This is a genomic window from Streptomyces sp. NPDC054975 (assembly GCF_053609105.1).
Genome location: NZ_JBSGWV010000011.1, coordinates 96,912 through 114,699, shown reverse-complemented (window position 1 = coordinate 114,699; position 17,788 = coordinate 96,912). Strand labels below are relative to the sequence as shown.

General features: G+C 72.6%; 13 protein-coding genes. 3 read left to right on the top strand and 10 right to left on the bottom strand.

The window, feature by feature from the left end; all coding sequences use genetic code 11:
* Nucleotides 1-15: 15 nt before the first annotated feature.
* The 4 genes from ACWF79_RS14255 to ACWF79_RS14240 all read right to left on the bottom strand — a co-directional run bounded on the left by ACWF79_RS14255 (nucleotide 16) and on the right by ACWF79_RS14240 (nucleotide 7,066).
* On the bottom strand, nucleotides 16-1,845 hold the full coding sequence (locus tag ACWF79_RS14255) for an outer membrane protein assembly factor BamB family protein (RefSeq protein ID WP_453728380.1): 1,830 nt from the start codon (nucleotides 1,843-1,845) through the stop codon (nucleotides 16-18).
* Nucleotides 1,846-1,990: 145 nt separating this feature from the next.
* Nucleotides 1,991-3,796 carry an ABC-F family ATP-binding cassette domain-containing protein gene (locus tag ACWF79_RS14250; RefSeq protein ID WP_453728379.1) on the bottom strand — a complete coding sequence of 602 codons (1,806 nt, stop codon included), beginning with the start codon at nucleotides 3,794-3,796 and terminating at the stop codon, nucleotides 1,991-1,993.
* Between the two features lie 82 nt (nucleotides 3,797-3,878).
* Nucleotides 3,879-5,642, bottom strand: a complete 1,764-nt coding sequence (locus ACWF79_RS14245) for a protein kinase domain-containing protein (protein ID WP_453728378.1) — start codon at nucleotides 5,640-5,642, stop codon at nucleotides 3,879-3,881.
* 119 nt (nucleotides 5,643-5,761) lie between these two features.
* The gene (locus ACWF79_RS14240; protein ID WP_453728377.1) at nucleotides 5,762-7,066 is read right to left on the bottom strand and encodes an acyltransferase family protein; all 1,305 of its coding nucleotides are present in this window, start codon (nucleotides 7,064-7,066) and stop codon (nucleotides 5,762-5,764) included.
* A gap of 201 nt (nucleotides 7,067-7,267) precedes the next feature.
* On the opposite strand from ACWF79_RS14240, the gene ACWF79_RS14235 reads away from it, so the two are divergent.
* Nucleotides 7,268-8,251: a hypothetical protein gene (locus tag ACWF79_RS14235; protein WP_453728376.1), complete on the top strand. Its 984-nt coding sequence runs from the start codon at nucleotides 7,268-7,270 to the stop codon at nucleotides 8,249-8,251.
* On the opposite strand, the gene ACWF79_RS14230 is transcribed toward ACWF79_RS14235, so the two are convergent.
* The 6 genes from ACWF79_RS14230 to rsmI all read right to left on the bottom strand — a co-directional run bounded on the left by ACWF79_RS14230 (nucleotide 8,248) and on the right by rsmI (nucleotide 14,225).
* A complete protein-coding gene (locus tag ACWF79_RS14230) occupies nucleotides 8,248-9,129 on the bottom strand; it encodes a 4-(cytidine 5'-diphospho)-2-C-methyl-D-erythritol kinase (RefSeq protein WP_453728418.1) in 882 nt (293 codons plus the stop codon). The two genes, ACWF79_RS14235 and ACWF79_RS14230, sit on opposite strands and share 4 nt — an antisense overlap.
* Before the next feature lie 242 nt (nucleotides 9,130-9,371).
* Nucleotides 9,372-10,244, bottom strand: coding sequence for a 16S rRNA (adenine(1518)-N(6)/adenine(1519)-N(6))-dimethyltransferase RsmA (rsmA, locus tag ACWF79_RS14225; protein WP_453728375.1), 873 nt, complete (start codon nucleotides 10,242-10,244; stop codon nucleotides 9,372-9,374).
* Between the two features lie 68 nt (nucleotides 10,245-10,312).
* A complete protein-coding gene (locus ACWF79_RS14220) occupies nucleotides 10,313-11,566 on the bottom strand; it encodes a ubiquitin-like domain-containing protein (RefSeq protein ID WP_453728374.1) in 1,254 nt (417 codons plus the stop codon).
* Between the two features lie 108 nt (nucleotides 11,567-11,674).
* On the bottom strand, nucleotides 11,675-12,544 hold the full coding sequence (locus ACWF79_RS14215; protein WP_453728373.1) for a TatD family hydrolase: 870 nt from the start codon (nucleotides 12,542-12,544) through the stop codon (nucleotides 11,675-11,677).
* Nucleotides 12,545-12,610: 66 nt separating this feature from the next.
* On the bottom strand, nucleotides 12,611-13,117 hold the full coding sequence (locus tag ACWF79_RS14210) for a hypothetical protein (protein WP_453728372.1): 507 nt from the start codon (nucleotides 13,115-13,117) through the stop codon (nucleotides 12,611-12,613).
* 232 nt (nucleotides 13,118-13,349) lie between these two features.
* On the bottom strand, nucleotides 13,350-14,225 hold the full coding sequence (rsmI, locus tag ACWF79_RS14205; RefSeq protein WP_453728371.1) for a 16S rRNA (cytidine(1402)-2'-O)-methyltransferase: 876 nt from the start codon (nucleotides 14,223-14,225) through the stop codon (nucleotides 13,350-13,352).
* A 52-nt stretch (nucleotides 14,226-14,277) separates the two neighbouring features.
* Between rsmI and ACWF79_RS14200 the strand changes: the two genes are divergently transcribed.
* Together ACWF79_RS14200 and ACWF79_RS14195 are read left to right on the top strand one after the other, a co-directional pair.
* Entirely contained in the window at nucleotides 14,278-16,020 is a 1,743-nt protein-coding gene (locus ACWF79_RS14200) for a dolichyl-phosphate-mannose--protein mannosyltransferase (protein ID WP_453728370.1), read from the top strand.
* A 90-nt stretch (nucleotides 16,021-16,110) separates the two neighbouring features.
* Nucleotides 16,111-17,745: a penicillin-binding transpeptidase domain-containing protein gene (locus ACWF79_RS14195; RefSeq protein WP_453728369.1), complete on the top strand. Its 1,635-nt coding sequence runs from the start codon at nucleotides 16,111-16,113 to the stop codon at nucleotides 17,743-17,745.
* The last annotated feature ends 43 nt before the right edge of the window (nucleotides 17,746-17,788 follow it).

Below are 17,788 nucleotides of genomic sequence, written 5' to 3'. Positions count from 1 at the left end.
GGTGGCGGAGGGGCGTCACTTGCTGAAGGACATCATCGTCTTGGTCTCCTTCTCCTCCGCGTCGTTGCGGGCGCTGACGCGGCCCGCAGCCACGACGAAGTGGCCGCCGGAGTAGACGTAGGACGGGCTGTAGTAGTCGTCCTCGATCTCGGCGGTCGACACCGGGTGCTGCTGCAGGATCTTCGGCGAGCCGCCGGTGGGAGCGATGGTCGCGACGGCGCCGCCCTTGTCGTACAGCGCCTTCATGTAGACCACGACCTCCGAACCCTCCATGCGCAGCGGGGTGATCGTGCGCTCGGCGGGGGCGGCGGCGCGCCACTTCTGCTTGCCGGTGTTCAGGTCGAAGGCGACGACGGCGTTGGACTGCCGGTACTCGGAGTCCGTCGCCATGTAGAAGGTGTTGGCGTCGGCGGCCACGCCGTTGCAGCCCTGGAGGTTACGGCCGAAGACGACGAACGCGCCGCCGCCGCAGTCCGGGGCGTACTTGTCCTTGCCGCCCTCGATCTGCGAGCGGAGCTTGCCGTCGGCGGTGACGGCGAAGACCGTCCACTTCTTCTCGTCGCGCTGCTGGGCGGAGACGACCAGCGGGTCCACCGAGTAGATCTTGTCGACCTCCCAGGTGGGCTGGAGCTTGAAGGTCCACTTCGGCTTGCCCGTCTTCGGGTCGACCTCGCTGACCTGCTCCTGCGGCTTGTTGACGTCGCCGGTACGGCAGCTGGCGGCGGCGATCAGCTTGGCGCCGCCCGCGAAGGCGTACGGCTGGCAGGAGCCGGCCGCGGGCTTGCCGAAGAGCGGCTTGCCGTCGGCCAGCTCGAAGCCCCAGGAGTGGTTCATGCCGGCCGCCGTCACCGTGGTGCCGCTGATGGCGAGGGTGATGTCGGAGAACGAGCTGAAGCCGGTGCCCTTGTCGAGCGTCTTCTTCCAGCCCGCCTTGCCGGTCTTCAGGTTGATCTGCTGGAGGACCTTGCAGTCGGCGCGGTCGCCCGCCTTGTCGTTGATGGCGATGACGGTGGTGCCGTCGGCGGCGGGCTCGGGGGCGGCGGCGCAGACCTCGAAGGGCAGGTCGAGGGTCCACTTGGAGGCGCCGTCGCCGAGGCCGAAGCCGCTGACGTTCTTGTACATCGCCTTGGCGACGACGTCGCCGGAGACCCACGGGCCGAAGACGTCGGCGCCGTTGCGGGGCAGGTCGATGTTGTTCTTGAGCAGCCAGTCGATCTTCGCCTCGCCGGCCTGACGGCCCGCGTTGAGGTCGTCCTCGGCGTTGCGGCCGTCACCGTCCCCGGTGCCGTCGCCCTGGTCGACGGACTCGGACGGCTTCGGAGTGCCGCTGGTGGCCGTCGGCTTGGCGACCGGCTTGTCCTCGCCGTCACCGCTGAGGGCGAACCAGGCGCCGCCGCCGATGACGAGCGCCGCGGCCACGGCCGCGCCGATGACGACGCCCGGCTTGCCCTTGAAGGGGTTCTTGCCGCCGGGCGCGGGCGCCGGGGGCTGGGTGGGGTAGCCGCCGTACGGGCCGGGCTGCTGGCCGTACGGTCCCGGCTGCTGCGGGTAGCCGTAACCAGACTGCGGCGGCTGGCCGTACGGGCCGGGCTGCTGCTGCGGGTAGCCGTAACCGGGCTGCGGGGCCTGGTTGTACGGTCCCGGCGCGGCGGGCGGCGGCGTCTGCGGGGCGCCCTGGGGAGCCTGCGGGGCCTGCGGCGGGACCGGCGGGGCCTGGGGCGGCATCGGCGGAGCCTGCGGCGGGACCGGCGGCGTGCCCTGAGGCGCGTTCTGCGGCGGGTTCTGGGCCGGGTCCGGGTTCGGTGCGCCGAAGCCCGGCGGCTGGTTGCTGGGCGGCTGGGTCATCAGCGCGTTCCCCCTTGATGTGAGCGGGTTTTCTTTCTACCACCCACGGGATGGCGCAAAAGAGACCGGTCCACCCCTTGTGCCCAAGGGAGGACCGGCCCGTGATGCCCTCGTTACCCGTTTCGCACGGCTTCTCTACGCGTCCTCACGCGTCCTCCGCCAGTTCCAGCCACCGCATCTCCAACTCCTCGCGTTCCCCAGCCAGTTCCCGAAGCTCCGCGTCGAGCTTCGCGACCTTCTCGAAATCCGTCGCGTTCTCGGCGATCCGGGCGTGCAGCTTGGCCTCCTTCTCGGAGACCTTGTCGAGCTGCCGCTCGACCTTCTGCAGCTCCTTCTTCGCGGCGCGCGCGTCGGCGGCGGAGACGCCGGGCTTCGCCTGCGTGGCCGCGGCGGCCGGAGCCGGGACCGAGGCCTCGATCATCTTCTGGCGCCGCTCCAGGTACTCGTCGATGCCGCGCGGCAGCATCCGCAGGGTCTGGTCGCCGAGCAGCGCGAACGTGCGGTCGGTGGTGCGCTCGATGAAGAACCGGTCGTGGGAGATGACGACCATGGAGCCCGGCCAGCCGTCGAGGAGGTCCTCCAGCTGGGTCAGGGTCTCGATGTCGAGGTCGTTGGTGGGCTCGTCGAGGAAGAGGACGTTCGGCTCGTCCATCAGCAGGCGCAGCAGCTGAAGGCGGCGGCGCTCGCCGCCGGAGAGGTCACCCACCGGCGTCCACTGCTTCTCCTTCGAGAAGCCGAACTGCTCGCAGAGCTGACCCGCGGTCATCTCCCGGCCCTTGCCGAGGTCGACGCGGTCACGGATCTGCTGGACGGCCTCCAGGACCCGCAGCGTGCCGGGGAGTTCGGTGACGTCCTGCGAGAGGTAGGCGAGCCGTACGGTCTTGCCGACGACGATCTTCCCGTCGGCCGGCTGCTTCTCGCCCTGGCTGACGGCCGCCTCCGCGAGCGCCCGCAGGAGGGAGGTCTTGCCCGCGCCGTTGACACCGACCAGGCCGATGCGGTCGCCGGGGCCGAGCTGCCAGGTGAGGTGCTTGAGCAGCGTCTTGGGTCCGGCGGTGACGGTGACGTTCTCCAGGTCGAAGACCGTCTTTCCGAGCCGGGCATTGGCGAACTTCATCAGTTCGGAGGTGTCGCGCGGCGGCGGCACGTCGGCGATCAGCTCGTTGGCGGCCTCGATGCGGTAGCGGGGCTTGGAGGTACGGGCGGGGGCGCCGCGCCGCAGCCAGGCGAGCTCCTTGCGCATGAGGTTCTGCCGCTTGGTCTCCTCGGTCGCCGCGATGCGCTCACGCTCGGCGCGGGCGAAGACGTAGTCGGAGTAGCCGCCCTCGTACTCGTGGACGTCACCGCGCTGCACGTCCCACATGCGGGTGCACACCTGGTCGAGAAACCAGCGGTCGTGGGTGACGCAGACGAGCGCGGAGCGGCGCTCCTGGAGGTGCTTGGCGAGCCAGGAGATGCCCTCGACGTCGAGGTGGTTGGTGGGCTCGTCGAGGACGATCAGGTCCTGGTCCTCGATGAGGAGCTTGGCGAGCGCGATCCGGCGGCGCTCGCCACCGGAGAGCGGGCCGATGACCGTGTCGAGCCCCTGCTCGAAGCCAGGCAGGTCGAGCCCGCCGAAGAGGCCGGTGAGCACGTCGCGGATCTTGGCGCTGCCGGCCCACTCATGGTCGGCCATGACGCCGATGACCTCGTGCCGGATGGTGGCCTTCGGGTCGAGCGAGTCGTGCTGGGTGAGCACCCCGAGCCGCAGTCCGCCGCTGTGCGTGACACGGCCGGTGTCGGCGTCCTCCAGCTTGGCGAGCATCCGGATCAGGGTGGTCTTGCCGTCGCCGTTGCGGCCCACGACGCCGATCCGGTCGCCCTCGGAGACGCCGAGCGAGACACCGTCGAGCAGGGCACGTGTGCCGTACACCTTGCTGACAGCCTCGACATTGACCAGGTTGACGGCCACTTTGACTCCTGTACCGGGGGATGGATCGACGTCCAAGGGTAGACGGCCGGACCGGTACGACGGCGTGCGGTGATCCCGCCCGCTAGCAGCGGGCGAGCGAGCCGCCCTTCTGGGTGACCTTCTCGCTGTACACCCAGCCCTCGGTCTCCGTGCCCTCGATGCGCGCGTAGATCCACTTGTTGCCGTGGGCGTTGGTGGCGTAGCAGTGGTAGTAGACCTTCGTGCCGCTCTTGATCGCGGTGACCCAGGAGCACTCCGCGTACGGCCCGGTGTAGAGGTGGGAGCCCTGCGACATGTTTCCGTAGCCGTCGCTGCGGTTCGAGTGCGCCCAGCCGGTGCACGCCGTGGAGACCGGGACGGGCTCCTTCACCGTGGCGCTGGGGGTGGTGCTCGGCGGGGCGGAGGGGGTGGTGGTCGGCTTGTCGTCGGGCTTCTTCGTGGAGGTCGGCCCGCCGGGCTTCTTCGGGGTGCCGCTCGGCGTCTCGTCGGGGGCCATGGACGTCAGGTCCCCCGGGGCGCTCGGGCCGTCGGTGAGCCCGCCCGTACCGGACATGTCGCCGTCGGCCGGGGCGCTCGTCGTGGGCGCCGCCGCCTGCGAGCCGCCGCCGGGTTCGTTCCCGGTGTTCATCAGCCCGTAGGCGACCCCGCCCCCGACGAGGACGGTGGCGACCGCCGCCGCGACGACGGTACGGGTTCGCCGCCGACGCGCGCGGATGGTCGAGGTGCGTGCCTCGGCCCGGCTGCCGGGGCCGGCGGCCGTGCCGTGCTGGACGGCCTGCTGCGGGGCGGGGTGCTGGAACGGCTGGGGGGCGGGCTGCTGGAACGGCGCCGCGGGAGGCCCGAAGGCACCGGGCGGGGCGACGGGCCCGGGGCCGGGGGCGGGAGCGTGAAGGTGCCCGGGAGCCGGGGCCTGTACGGGGCCGGGGGCGGGAGCGGGAGCGTGAAGGTGGCCGGGAGCCGGGGCCTGAACGGGGCCGGGCGCCAGGTTCGGCGTCCCTCCCCCGGCGACCGCCTCCAGCATCTCGCGGGCCTGGGCGGCGTCGGGGCGCTGACGCGGGTCCTTGGCCATGAGCGCCCGCAGCACCGGGGCGAGCGGTCCGGCACGGTGGGGCTCGGGCAGCGGCTCGGTGACGATCGCAGACAGCGTGGACCACGCCGACGTACGGCGGAAGGGCGCCGCGCCCTCCACGGCCGCGTACAGCGTCATGCCGAGCGACCAGATGTCGGAGGCGGGCCCCGGCTCCTGGCCCTGGGCGCGCTCCGGCGGCAGGTAGTCGAGGGAGCCGACGATCTGGCCGCTCTGGGTCAGCTTGGACATGGCGTCGTCGCCGGAGGTCTCCATGGTGGCGATGCCGAAGTCGGTGAGCACCACCCTGCCTTCGCGCTCCAGCAGCACGTTCCCCGGCTTCACGTCGCGGTGCAGGATGCCGGCCCGGTGCGCCGCGTCGAGCGCGTCCATGAGCTTGGCACCGATCGCGGCCACCTCGCGCGGGTCCAGCGCGCCGCGCTCGGTGAGGACGTCGTCGAGGGAGGGCCCGTCGACCAGTTCCATGACGATGACGGGCAGCCCCCGCTCCTCGACCACGTCGTGCACGGTGACCACACCGCTGTGCCTGATCCGGGCCGCGGCCTGTGCCTCCCGCTCCATCCGGAGGCGCAGATCGGCCAGTTCGGCGGCGGAGGCGTCGGTGAAGGCCCGCAGCACCTTGACCGCGACCTCACGGTTCAGCACCTGGTCCACCGCACGGGCGACCACGCCCATGCCACCGCGTCCGATCATCGCGGTCACGCGGTAACGCCCGCCCAGAACCTCGCCGACCAACTCCGCGCCGTTCGCCCCCGTCACCCGTACCGCTCCGATCCGTCGTCCCGCACCGACTCATCACGTGAAAGGGACCAGCGTAGGGGTAGGCGTCTCGGGCAGGTCGGACGGCCCCGGCACCCGCCCTCCCGTCCGACGGTCAGTCAGGTCGCCCGTCCGCGCCCCACCCGTTCCACGAGCAGCCAGCCCGCGAGGGCCATCGCCACCGCGACCGGGGCGGTGATCCGGACGGCGATCAGGGTGGCCGCGTGGCCCTCCAGAAGCCCGCCGAAGCCGACCATCGACAGGCCGAGGACGCCGAACAGGGCGAGGGTGATGCCGAGGGCGGCGACCGGTCCGCCCGAGCCCGCGGTGAAGGCCACGGGGGCGGGCGGCCGCTCGAAGCGGCGGAAGGCGGCGACGAGCAGGGCCGTGAGGACGGCCGCGGCGACGATACGGAGGGGGACCTGCGCCCACCAGGCGCCCGTCGCGGGCGCGGGCAGCGTCACGTCGAGCGCGAGGAGGGTGCCGTACACGCCGAGCATGGCGGTCAGGTGCCACAGGAACGCGGTCATGGCGATCCCGTTGGCGACGACGACCTTGTGCCAGACCCCGGCACGGGCGGCGAACCGGGTGCCCGGGCCCTTGAGCAGCTCGACCGCGCCGACGAGCCAGAGGCCGTGGGCGAGGAGGGCCAGCGTCGGCGGGGCCATGTTGGAGACCTTCTCGCCGGGCATCCCGACCATGGAGAGCGGGTACGGCCCGAGGGCGACGAGCCCCGCGGCGGCGAGCAGCCCGGCGCCGGCGAGGACGGCGGGGAGGCGGATCATGCCGTCGGCCCGCAGGAAGCCGAGCTGGTGGACCGCCAGCCAGACGAAGGCGAAGTTCAGGAACTCCACGAACGGCACGTCGAGCGCGAACCGCAGCACGTCCACGGCGACCGCCCCGCCGGCGAGCGCGGCGAAGGCTCCCCAGCCCCAGCGTTCGTGCAGCTTCAGAAGGGGCGGGGTGAACGCCACCATCGCGAGGTAGATCCCGATGAACCAGAGCGGCTGGGTGACGAGCCGCAGCGCGACGCCGGTCAGCCCGCCGTCCGCGCCGAGCAGCTGGATCAGCAGGGCGGCCGCGCCCCACACCCCCACGAACACCATCGTCGGCCGCAGCAGGCGCTGGAGCCGGGCGCGCAGGAAGGCGGGGTAGGCGGGGCGGGAGCGGTAGGCCAGGGCGTGCGAGAACCCGCCGACGAAGAAGAAGACCGGCATGACCTGGAGCGCCCACGTCACGACCTGGAGCTCCGGCACGACGGCGAGCAGGTTGCCGACCTGCCCGTCCGCCCCCACGGCGGCCATCAGCCAGTGCCCGAGGACCACGACCCCGAGCGAGGCGACCCGCAGGAGGTCGACGTACCGGTCCCGCGTCGCGGGCGTGGCGGCGGCAAGCTCCCGAGCGCTGACTCCCCTGTTTCCCATACGGGTACGGTCCCGCCCGGCGGCGGGCCCCCGGCAGCGCTCGGATACTCAACTCGGGTCTGAGTACGGGCCGACTGGCCCCAAGTCGTCGGCCAGGCGGGCGATCCGACGGCCGGGGCACCCGCCCCCTCGCCTGACGGTTCGTCATGTTCATGGGTGCCGCAACGGCACCCACGACCCGAACCCGCACCAGGAGATCCCATGCCCCGGCTCCCACGCCTGGCGGTCGCCGCCACCGCCGCCCTCGCTCTCGCCCTGCTCGCCTCCGGTCCCGCGTCCGCTGGCGGGCCCGTCGTGACCGATCCGCGTGTCGTCGCGCACTTCGACTTCGCCGCCGGACAGGCCCCGGAGAACATCGTCGTCGGACCTGACGGCGCCGCGTACGTGACGTTCTCCTTCGCGCGGCAGATCGCCCGCGTCGACAAGAACGGCGACACCCGGATCCTCGCGACCCTGCCCGCCGTCGAGAACCCGAACACCCCCGTCATCGGGGTGGCCGCCGCCATGGGCATCACCCGCGCCCACGACGGCACCCTCTACGTCACGTACGCGACCGGGACCAGCGAGAACGGCGTCTGGCGCGTCGACCCCGACGGCGGCGCGCCCGAGCAGATCGCACAGCTCCCCGCCGACGGGTTCCCGAACGCCATCACCCTCGACGAGAAGTGCGGCACCCTGTACGTCGCCGACTCGGTCCGCGGCACCGTGTGGAGCGTTCCGCAGAAGGGCGGCACGCCGACGGCCTGGGCCACCGGGGCCGCGCTCCAGCCGGTCGCCCCGCCCGCCGGTTTCGGCGTCGGCGCCAACGGCATCAAGTTCCACAACGGCGCGGTGTGGGTGTCCAACACCGACCGCCAGACGCTGCTGCGCATCCCCGTACGCGCCGACGAGACCGCCGGCCCGATCGAGACCCGGGCGACCGGGCTCACCTGGATCGACGACTTCGGCTTCACCGGGAAGGGCGACACCGTGCTCGCCGCGCTGATCCTGAGCGACGACGTCGCCCTCGTACGCCCCGACGGGACGCACGAGGTCGTGCTCACGGGGCAGGACGGGCTGTCCAACCCGACGTCCGTCGCGGTGCGCGGCAAGACCGTCTACGTGACCAGCGCGTCCTTCTTCAAGGAGGTACCGGACCCGAACCTGCTCCTGGCCACGCTGAAGAAGGACGGGACCAAGGACTAGCGAAGGGTCGCGCCCGGGGCCGGGGACGTGGCCACCCGGGCGGTGCGGCAGGTGCCCGAGGCGATCAGGGCGTCGGCCACCGTCCGGGCCGCGTCCTCGTCCTTGACCAGGAAGGCCGTCGTCGGACCGGAGCCCGAGACGAGGGCGGCCAGGGCTCCGGCCGCCGTGCCCGCCTCCAGGGTGGCCGTCAGGGACGGGCGCAGGGAGAGCGCCGCCGACTGGAGGTCGTTCGTGAGCGCGCCGGCCAGGGCGGTCGCGTCGCCGGTCGCCAGGGCGTCCAGGAGGGCGGGGGAGGCGGCGGGTTCGGGGACGGTGTCGCCGGCGTGGAGGCGGTCGAACTCGCCGTACACCGCGGGTGTCGACAGGCCGCCGTCGGCGACGGCGAAGACCCAGTGGAAGTCGCCGCCCACGGGCAGCTCGGTCAGCCGCTCGCCGCGGCCCACGCCGAGCGCGGCGCCGCCGACGAGGCTGAACGGCACGTCGCTGCCGAGTTCGGCGCAGATGTCGAGGAGTTCGGCGCGCGAGGAGTTCAGGCCCCACAGCGCGTCGCACGCCAGGAGCGCGCCCGCGCCGTCCGCGCTGCCGCCCGCCATGCCGCCGGCCACCGGGATGTCCTTGGCGATGTGGAGGTGGACGTCCGGGGAGATCCCGTGCCGGGCGGCGAGCAGCTCGGCGGCGCGCGCGGCCAGGTTGGTGCGGTCCAGGGGGACCTTGTCCGCGTCCGGCCCCTCGCAGGTGACCGTGAGCTCGGCGGCGGGCGTCGCCGTCACCTCGTCGTGGAGGGAGACGGCGAGGAAGACGTTGGCCAGGTCATGGAACCCGTCGGCACGCGCCCCGCCGACGGCGAGCTGCACGTTGACCTTGGCGGGCACGCGCACGGTGACGCTCCGACCGCCCGCGCCACCGGCTCCGCCGCGCGCGGCACCGGCGGCACGCGCGCCGTGCCCGGAGCCCGCACCGGCCTCCGTCACCGCCGCGCCCTGCTCGGCGCCCGCGCCGGCCTCCGTCACCGCCGCGCCCTGCTCGGCGCCCGCGCCGGCCTCCGTCACCGCCGCGCCCTGCTCGGCGCCCGCGCCGGGCCCTGGACCCGTACCCGCGCCGGACTCCGTCCCCGTCCCGCTCATGCCTTCGCCTCCGCGATCCGTGCGAACTCCTCCACCGTCAGGGACTCGCCGCGCGCCTGCGGGGAGATGCCCGCCTTCACGAGGGCCTCCTCCGCCGCCACGGGCGAGCCCGCCCAGCCGGCGAGGGCGGCGCGCAGGGTCTTGCGGCGCTGGGCGAAGGCCGCGTCGACGACCGCGAAGACCTCCCGCTTGGAGGCGGTCGTCGCGACCGGCTCCGTACGGCGGACCAGCGAGACCAGGCCCGAGTCGACGTTCGGCGCCGGCCAGAAGACGTTGCGGCCGATCGAGCCGGCCCGCTTCACCTCGGCGTACCAGTTCGCCTTCACCGACGGCACGCCGTACACCTTGTTGCCGGGCTTGGCCGCCAGCCGGTCCGCGACCTCCGCCTGGACCATGACGAGGGTGCGCTCGATCGTCGGGAAGCGGTCGAGCATGTGCAGCAGGACGGGCACGGCCACGTTGTACGGCAGGTTCGCGACGAGCGCCGTGGGCGGCGGGCCCGGCAGCTCCTGGACGTCCATCGCGTCGGAGTGGACCAGGGCGAACCGGTCCTTCTTCGCCGGGAGCCGCGCGGCGATCGTCGCGGGCAGCGCGCCCGCGAGGATGTCGTCGATCTCGACGGCCGTCACCCGGTCCGCCGCTTCGAGCAGCGCCAGGGTCAGCGAGCCGAGCCCGGGGCCCACCTCCACGACCACGTCGTCGGGCCGCACCTCGGCCGTGCGGACGATCCGCCGGACCGTGTTGGCGTCGATGACGAAGTTCTGCCCCTTCTGCTTCGTGGGGCGCACGCCAAGGGCTGCGGCCAGTTCACGGATGTCGGCGGGGCCGAGGAGGGCGTCGGGGCCTTCGGGGCCGGTGGTGGTGCTCACCGGTACAGCCTACGGGGCACCGGTACAGCCGTCGGCCGCGGTGCGGCCGAGGAGCGGCGTCATGCGGCTCACCGGTACAGCCTTCGGCCGCAGTGCGGCCAGGGGCTCGCGCCGCGCTGCACGTACAGCTTCTTCGCCCGGAACGTCTGCTCCGAGGCGGACGCGTTCTGGGCGACTCCGCTGCCGCCGAGCGAGCGCCAGGTGCCGGGGTCGAACTGGTACAGCCCGCCGTACGTCCCCGACGGGTCGACCGCGTTCGGCCGGCCGCCGGACTCGCAGGCGGCGAGCGCGCCCCAGTCGAGACCGTCCGCGCCCGCGACGGAGGTGGGCAGCGGCCGGGTGCCGACCTTCACCTTCTGGGTGACGGGCTCCCGGACGATCTCCTCGCCGGTCTTCCTCGGCTTCTGCCGGACGCCGTTGACGGTCCGCAGGCTGTACGTGACGCGGCGCACGCCCTGGACGCCCTGCCGTTCGACGACCTCCGTGCCCGCGAAGAGCTCGGGGTCGCGGGTCCGCTCGACGGCGTACGGGATCGGCTCCTCGCGGACCTCCTGGGTGCCGGTGATCCGCAGGACGGTGATCATCTGCCCGTCGCGCGGGAAGGAGCCGGGCGGCACGGAGGTGGTGTCCTGGCCGGAGAGGGTGATCCCGGCCTCCGCGACGGCCTCGCGGACGGTGGCGGCGTTGGTGCGCAGGGTCCGCTCGCGGCCGTCGGCGAGGAGGGTGACGGTCCGTTCGGTGCGGACGTCGAGGGCGAGGCCCCGGCGGGAGATGGGGGCCGTGCGGGAGACGGAGAGGTACGCGCCCTCGGCCCGTACCCCCAGCTGGCGCAGAGCGGCGTCGACGGTCCTGGCCGTGGTCCACACCTGGCGGCGCTGCCCGTCGAGGGTGAGGGCGACGGGGCGGCCGTAGCGGACGACGACCTCGTCGCCGCTGGCCAGGTCGGCGCCGGGCGCCGGGGCGACGATGTCGTGGGAGCCGACGGCGAGCCCCTCGTCGGCGAGCAGTTCGTCGACGTCGTCGGCGAAGGTGTGCAGGGTCCGGGGGACGCCGTCGACGGAGAGCCGGATCGCCTTGTCGTTGGCCACGAAGGCGCTGGTGCCGCCGGCCAGGAAGGCGACGACCAGGGCCTGCGGCAGGATCCGCCGCAGGCCCTCACCGGGTCCCGACCTCGCCTTGCGGCGGCGGGCGGCCCGCCGGGCCTCGACACGGGAGCCCTGGGGCGGGAGGAGTACCGCCTCCTGCGTCGGCTGGTCGTGGACGGGCACGGGCGCCGGCGCCGCTCGCCGGCCGGCGCGGTGACTGCCCTGGGAAGTGCTCACGAGGCCGGGACCCTAGCCCCGGCCGCGATCACTCTCCAAAACGACCCGACTACATCACGTAACCGTTATGGATCGGTGATGTCGGGTCCCCGGAGGTGGAGCCGGTTCTCAGTAGTCGAAGGCGCGAGCCGTGTTCACGGCGATCGCCTCGCAGAGCTCCTCATCCGAGATCCCGCGCACGGCGGCCATCGCGCGGACAGTCACCGGGATGAGGTACGGCGCGTTCGGCCGCCCCCGGTACGGGGCCGGGGTCAGGAACGGGGCGTCCGTCTCGACGAGGACGAGGTCGAGCGGGGCGACGGCGAGGGCGTCGCGCAGCGGCTGGGCATTCTTGAAGGTCATGTTGCCGGCGAAGGACATGTAGTAGCCCTTCGCGGCGCAGATCCGGGCCATGTCGGCGTCGCCGGAGTAGCAGTGGAAGACGGTCCGCTCCGGCGCGCCCTCCTCGTCCAGGACCCGCAGGACGTCGGCGTGGGCGTCACGGTCGTGGATGACGAGCGCCTTGCCGTGGCGCTTGGCGATCTCGATGTGGGCGCGGAAGGAGCGCTCCTGGGCGGCCATGCCCTCGGGGCCGGTACGGAAGTGATCCAGGCCGGTCTCGCCGACGGCGCGGACGTACGGGAGGGCCGCGAGGCGGTCGATCTCGCCGAGCGCGTCGTCCAGGGCCGCGTCCCCTCCCGCCTCTCGGGCGCCCTGGCGCGACCAGCCGTCAGGGTCGCCGAGCACGATCCGGGGCGCCTCGTTGGGGTGCAGGGCGACGGCGGCGTGCACGTTCTCGTGGGCGGCGGCGGTCTCGGCCGCCCACTGGGAGCCCTTGATGTCGCAGCCCACCTGGACGACGGTGGTGACGCCGACGGCGGCGGCCTTGGTGAGGGCCTCCTCGACGGTGCCGGACTGCATGTCCAGGTGCGTGTGGGAATCCGCCACCGGGAGCGGAAGCGGCTCGGGCAGCGGCGGCGGGGCGTCCTTCGAACTCATGGCCCCGATCGTACGAGGGCCATGAGTTCGCGAGCGAAGGCTCATGGGCCTGCGCCCGGACGGCGATCAGGTGCGCGGCGACGAGCGGAACAGGTCCGACAGCCGCCGGCGACGGCGTGTCTCCTCCACGTGGACGGGACCGGGAACGTCGCCGGTGGGGGCCGCGGGGCCTGCCGTGGGCGCCGTGGCCGCCGCGGCCGCCGTGTGGTCCTCGCGCTCCAGGCCCTGACCGATCGGCCCCGCCAGGCCGATCGGTCCGGCCGGCGTGACCGCCCTGTGGGGTGTTCCGGCGCCGTGCGGGTGGTGGATCTGCTCCCACGAGTCCAGGACCGAGGACACCTGCCCCGCGCGCATGATCCGGACGACGTGCCCGCCGCAGTTCATGCAGGTCGGACTGGACAGCGGCGAGGGAACCCGCTCACCACCGGCCTTGTAGACGATGAACTCGTTGCCGGCGGCGTCCATGTGGTGCTCGATGTCGTACGCCTGCTCCCAGCCGTACCCGCAGCGCATGCAGGCGAAGGCGTACGCCTCGTGGGCGACGGGAATGCCGGTGCCGGTGATCTCACTCATGCCAGCTCCTCTCCACCGACCAGTGGACGCCTTTCGGGGCCGGAGCGCATCAGCGCCGGTCGAACAATGGGAGGCTCTTGGGCCTTCCCTTGCTCTCAGGCCCTCAGGAGGCCCGCCGCGCGGGTTCGGCTTTGCTTTTCACGATAGCTCTTTACCCATTTTGGAGCTTCTCCGGACGTTCCGGACCCTTGCGTTTCCGCCCAGGAAAGGGCCCGCATGTCCCGGAACCCGCCTACGCGTTCTTCTCGGCGCTCTTCTCGGCGTTCTTCGCCGCGACGACGGCGTCGAAGACCTCGCGCTTGGGCAGGCCCGCGTCGGCGGCGACGGCCGCGATGGCCTCCTTGCGCCGCTCGCCCGCCTCCTCGCGCACCCGCACCCTGCGCACCAGCTCCTCGGCGTCCAGCTCGGCGGGGGCGGCCTCGGGGGCGCCCTCGACGACGACGGTGATCTCGCCCCGTACGCCGTCCTTCGCCCACTCGGCCAGCTCGCCGAGGCCGCCGCGCTTGACCTCCTCGTACGTCTTGGTCAGCTCGCGGCAGACGGCGGCGCGGCGGTCCGGGCCGAAGACCTCGGCCATCGCGGCGAGGGTGTCGTCCAGGCGGTGCGGGGCCTCGAAGTAGACGAGGGTGCGGCGCTCGTCGGCGACCTCGCGGAGCCGGCCGAGCCGCTCGCCGGCCTTGCGGGGCAGGAAGCCCTCGAAGCAGAAGCGGTCCACGGGCAGTCCGGAGAGGGCGAGCGCGGTCAGCACGGCGGAGGGGCCGGGGACGGCGGTGACCTTGATGTCCTGCTCGACGGCGGCGGCGACCAGGCGGTAGCCGGGGTCGGAGACGGACGGCATGCCGGCGTCGGTGACCAGGAGGACACGGGCGCCGCCGACGAGCGCCTCGACCAGTTCGGGCGTACGGGCGGACTCGTTGCCCTCGAAGTAGGAGACGACCCGGCCCGAGGTGTGCACGCCGAGGGCCCTGGTCAGGCCGCGCAGCCGCCGGGTGTCCTCCGCCGCGACGATGTCGGCGGTCTCCAGCTCGGCCGCGAGCCGTGGTGGCGCGTCCGCGATGTCCCCGATGGGAGTCCCTGCAAGTACCAGCGTTCCTGTCACAAGGGTCATCCTCGCAGCCCGGACGGGCGACTCGCACAGAAGCGTTCCCTACGATGGCGCGGTGACCAGTACCGCACCCGGGACCCTGCAGGGTCAACGCGCCGTGGAAGAGCCCCCGTCGTGGCAGCAGCGTCTGCGGCGCTTCGGCTACACGCCTCCAGCGAGAGGCGTCGCGGGGCCGGGGCTGCGGGAGCGTCTCGTACCGCCGTACACGCGCCCCGCGCCGCGGATGTGGGCGCTGCTCGGCGTCCCGGCGGGGGCCGGGGAGCGGCTGTGGCGGCTGGCCAGCTGGGGCGGCCCGCTGCTGGTCGCGCTGGTCGCCGGGGTGCTGCGGTTCTGGAACCTGGGCAAGCCGCACGCGGTGATATTCGACGAGACGTACTACGCGAAGGACTCCTGGGCGCTGATCAACCAGGGGTACGAGGGGGCGTGGCCGAAGGACGTCGACAAGGCGATCCTGAACGACCCGGACTCCGTCCTGATCCCGACGGACCCCGGCTATGTCGTCCATCCGCCGATGGGCAAGTGGGTCATCGGCCTGGGCGAGAAGATCATCGGCTTCGAGCCGTTCGGCTGGCGGTTCATGGTGGCGCTGCTCGGCACGCTGTCCGTGCTGATGCTCTGCCGGATCGGGCGGCGGCTGTTCCGCTCCACGTTCCTGGGGTGTCTGGCGGGTCTGCTGCTCGCGGTGGACGGCCTGCACTTCGTGATGAGCCGTACGGCGCTGCTCGACCAGGTCCTGATGTTCTTCGTGCTCGCGTCGTTCGCCTGCCTGGTCATCGACCGGGACTGGGCGAGGCGGCGGCTCGCGGCGGCGCTCCCGGAGGACGAGGAGGGGGTCCTGCGTCCGGACGCCGACGTGGCGGAGACGCTGCGGCTCGGCTGGCGGCCGTGGCGGCTCGCGGCAGGGGTGTCGCTGGGGCTCGCGGCCGCGACGAAGTGGAACGGCCTGTACGTGATGGTCGCCTTCGGGCTGCTGACGGTGTTGTGGGACGTGGGCGGCCGGCGGACGGCCGGCGCGTTCCGCCCGTACGTCGCGGTGATCAAGCGGGACCTGCTGCCGGCGTTCGTGTCGGTGGTGCCGGTCGCGATCGTCACGTACCTGGTCACGTGGACGGGCTGGATCGTCACGGACAAGGGGTACTTCCGCAATTGGGCGGAGGAGCAGGACAAGGTGAACGGCGGCGGCTTCTGGTCGTTCCTGCCGGACTGGCTGCGGAGCCTGTGGCACTACGAGAGCGAGGTCTACACGTTCCACGTGGGCCTGAACTCGCCGCACACGTACGAGTCGAACCCGTGGAGCTGGATCGTCCTGGGCCGCCCGGTCTCGTACTTCTACGAGTCCCCGGCACCGGGCACGGCGGGCTGTCCGGCGACCGCGACGGAGAAGTGCGCCCAGGAGGTCCTGGCCCTCGGCACGCCCCTGCTGTGGTGGGCGGCCTGCTTCGCGATCCTGTACGTCCTGTGGCGCTGGTTCTTCCGCCGCGACTGGCGCGCGGGCGCGATCGCGTGCGGCATCGCGGCGGGCTGGCTGCCGTGGTTCCTCTACCAGGAACGCACGATCTTCCTTTTCTACGCGGTGGTCTTCGTACCGTTCCTGTGTCTCGCGGTGACGATGATGCTCGGCGCGATCATCGGCCCGGCGGGCTCCTCGGAAAGGCGCCGGACGTTCGGCGCGGTGGGGGCGGGAGTCCTGGTCCTGCTCATCATCTGGAACTTCATCTACTTCTGGCCGATCTACACGGGCACGGCGATCCCGATGGAGCAGTGGCGGAACCGGATGTGGCTGGACACGTGGGTGTAGCGGGCGGGAGGCGGAAGTTCCGTGACAACCGCTGGGGCGGATGCTTGACTGTGTGAACTTTTGGGGCTTCTGGGGAGGGGAACCACAGGGATGCATAGTGGGGCGAAAGTTGCGATCGTCGGGGGAGTCTTCGTCGTCGTGGCGGGTGGGGTCGCCTACGGGGGCTACAACCTCTGGCAGGGCATCAACGGCGGCTCCGGCGGGGGCGTTTCCGCCGCGAGTTCGGAGGAGAGACGGTCCGGGCCCGTCACCGCGGACGAAGTCGACAACGCTGCCAAGGAGTTCCTGGCGGCGTGGGCGGCCGGTGAGCCCGACAAGGCCGGGCAGCTGACCAACAACCCCGTCGACGCCGGGCCGGTCGTCGCCGACTTCGGCGTGGGCGCGAAGGTCACCAAGGCCGAGATCACGCCGGGCACTCCGGTCGGCCCGAAGGTGCCGTTCACGGTGAAGGCGACCGTCACGTACGAGGGGCAGTCGAAGGACTGGACGTACGGCTCCGAACTGACCGTCGTGCGCGGGCTCTCCACCGGGCGGGCGCTCGTCGACTGGAAGCCGGCCGTCATCCACCCGAAGCTCACCAAGAACGCGACGCTGCACACCGGCCCCGCGAAGACCGGCGAGATCATGGCCGTCGACCGCAAGGGCGTCGAGCTGACGGCGGAGAAGTACCCGTCCCTCGGGCCGATCCTGGCCCAGTTGCGCGAGAAGTACGGCGCGAAGGCCGGCGGGCAGCCGGGGGTCGAGACCTGGATCGAGTCCGGCACCGAAGGCGTCCCGAACACCACGCTCATCACCCATGTGAAGGGCAGGCCCGGGCGCCTGGAGACGACCATCGACGCGCAGGCGCAGGCGGCGGCCGAGAAGAGCGTGAAGCAGTACGGAGAGGCCTCCGTCGTCGCGGTCAAGCCGTCCACGGGCGAGATTCGGGCTGTCGCCAACGCCCCGGCGGCGGGCTTCAACGCGGCCTTCGAGGGCAAGCAGGCCCCCGGCTCGACGTTGAAGATCGTCACGGCGGCGCTGCTCCTGGAGAAGGGGCTCGTGACGGCGAACGGCGTCGCCCCGTGCCCGCCGGAGGCCCGCTACTACACCCGGACCTTCCACAACCTCAAGAACTTCGCCCTCGGGGACGTCCCCTTCAAGCGGAGCTTCGCCAAGTCCTGCAACACCGCCTTCATCAAGCTGATCGACGACGTGGACGACGACTCCGCGCTCGGCAAGGAGGCCCGGGACGTCTTCGGGATCGGTCTCGAATGGAAGACGGGCATCGTCTCCGCCGACGGGTCCATCCCCGAGGAGACCCAGGGCGCGGCGGCGGAGCAGTACATCGGGCAGGGCACCGTGCAGATGAACGTGCTCAACATCGCCTCGATCACCGCCACCGCGAAGTACGGCACCTTCAAGCAGCCGTTCCTGGTGTCCCAGGAGCTGGACGGGCGGCCGTTCGCCAAGGCGTCTCGCTCGCTGTCGCCCTCGGTGTCGGGCCAGTTGCGCGCCATGATGCGGGCGGCGGCGACCGGCGAGGGGACCGCGGCGACGGCGATGGCCTCGGTCGGCGGGGAGAAGGGCGCGAAGACGGGCTCGGCGGAGGTCGACGGCCAGGCCACCTCCAACAGCTGGTTCACCGGCTACTCCGACGACCTCGCGGCCGCGGCCGTCGTCCAGTCCGGCGGGCACGGCGGCGACTCGGCGGGGAAGGTCGTGGCGAGCGTGCTCCGGGCGGGGTGAGCGTGCGCCGGGCGTGGTGAGCGTGCTCCGGGCGGGGTGAGCG

Coding starts and splice junctions, on each gene's coding strand:
- ACWF79_RS14215 (WP_453728373.1), bottom strand. CDS start 12,544: ATGAGTTCGAAGGACGCCCCGCCGCCGCTGCCCGAGCCGCTTCCGCTC.
- ACWF79_RS14235 (WP_453728376.1), top strand. CDS start 7,268: ATGCCCCGGCTCCCACGCCTGGCGGTCGCCGCCACCGCCGCCCTCGCT.
- ACWF79_RS14240 (WP_453728377.1), bottom strand. CDS start 7,066: ATGGGAAACAGGGGAGTCAGCGCTCGGGAGCTTGCCGCCGCCACGCCC.
- rsmI (WP_453728371.1), bottom strand. CDS start 14,225: ATGACCCTTGTGACAGGAACGCTGGTACTTGCAGGGACTCCCATCGGG.
- ACWF79_RS14255 (WP_453728380.1), bottom strand. CDS start 1,845: ATGACCCAGCCGCCCAGCAACCAGCCGCCGGGCTTCGGCGCACCGAAC.
- ACWF79_RS14210 (WP_453728372.1), bottom strand. CDS start 13,117: ATGAGTGAGATCACCGGCACCGGCATTCCCGTCGCCCACGAGGCGTAC.
- ACWF79_RS14195 (WP_453728369.1), top strand. CDS start 16,111: ATGCATAGTGGGGCGAAAGTTGCGATCGTCGGGGGAGTCTTCGTCGTC.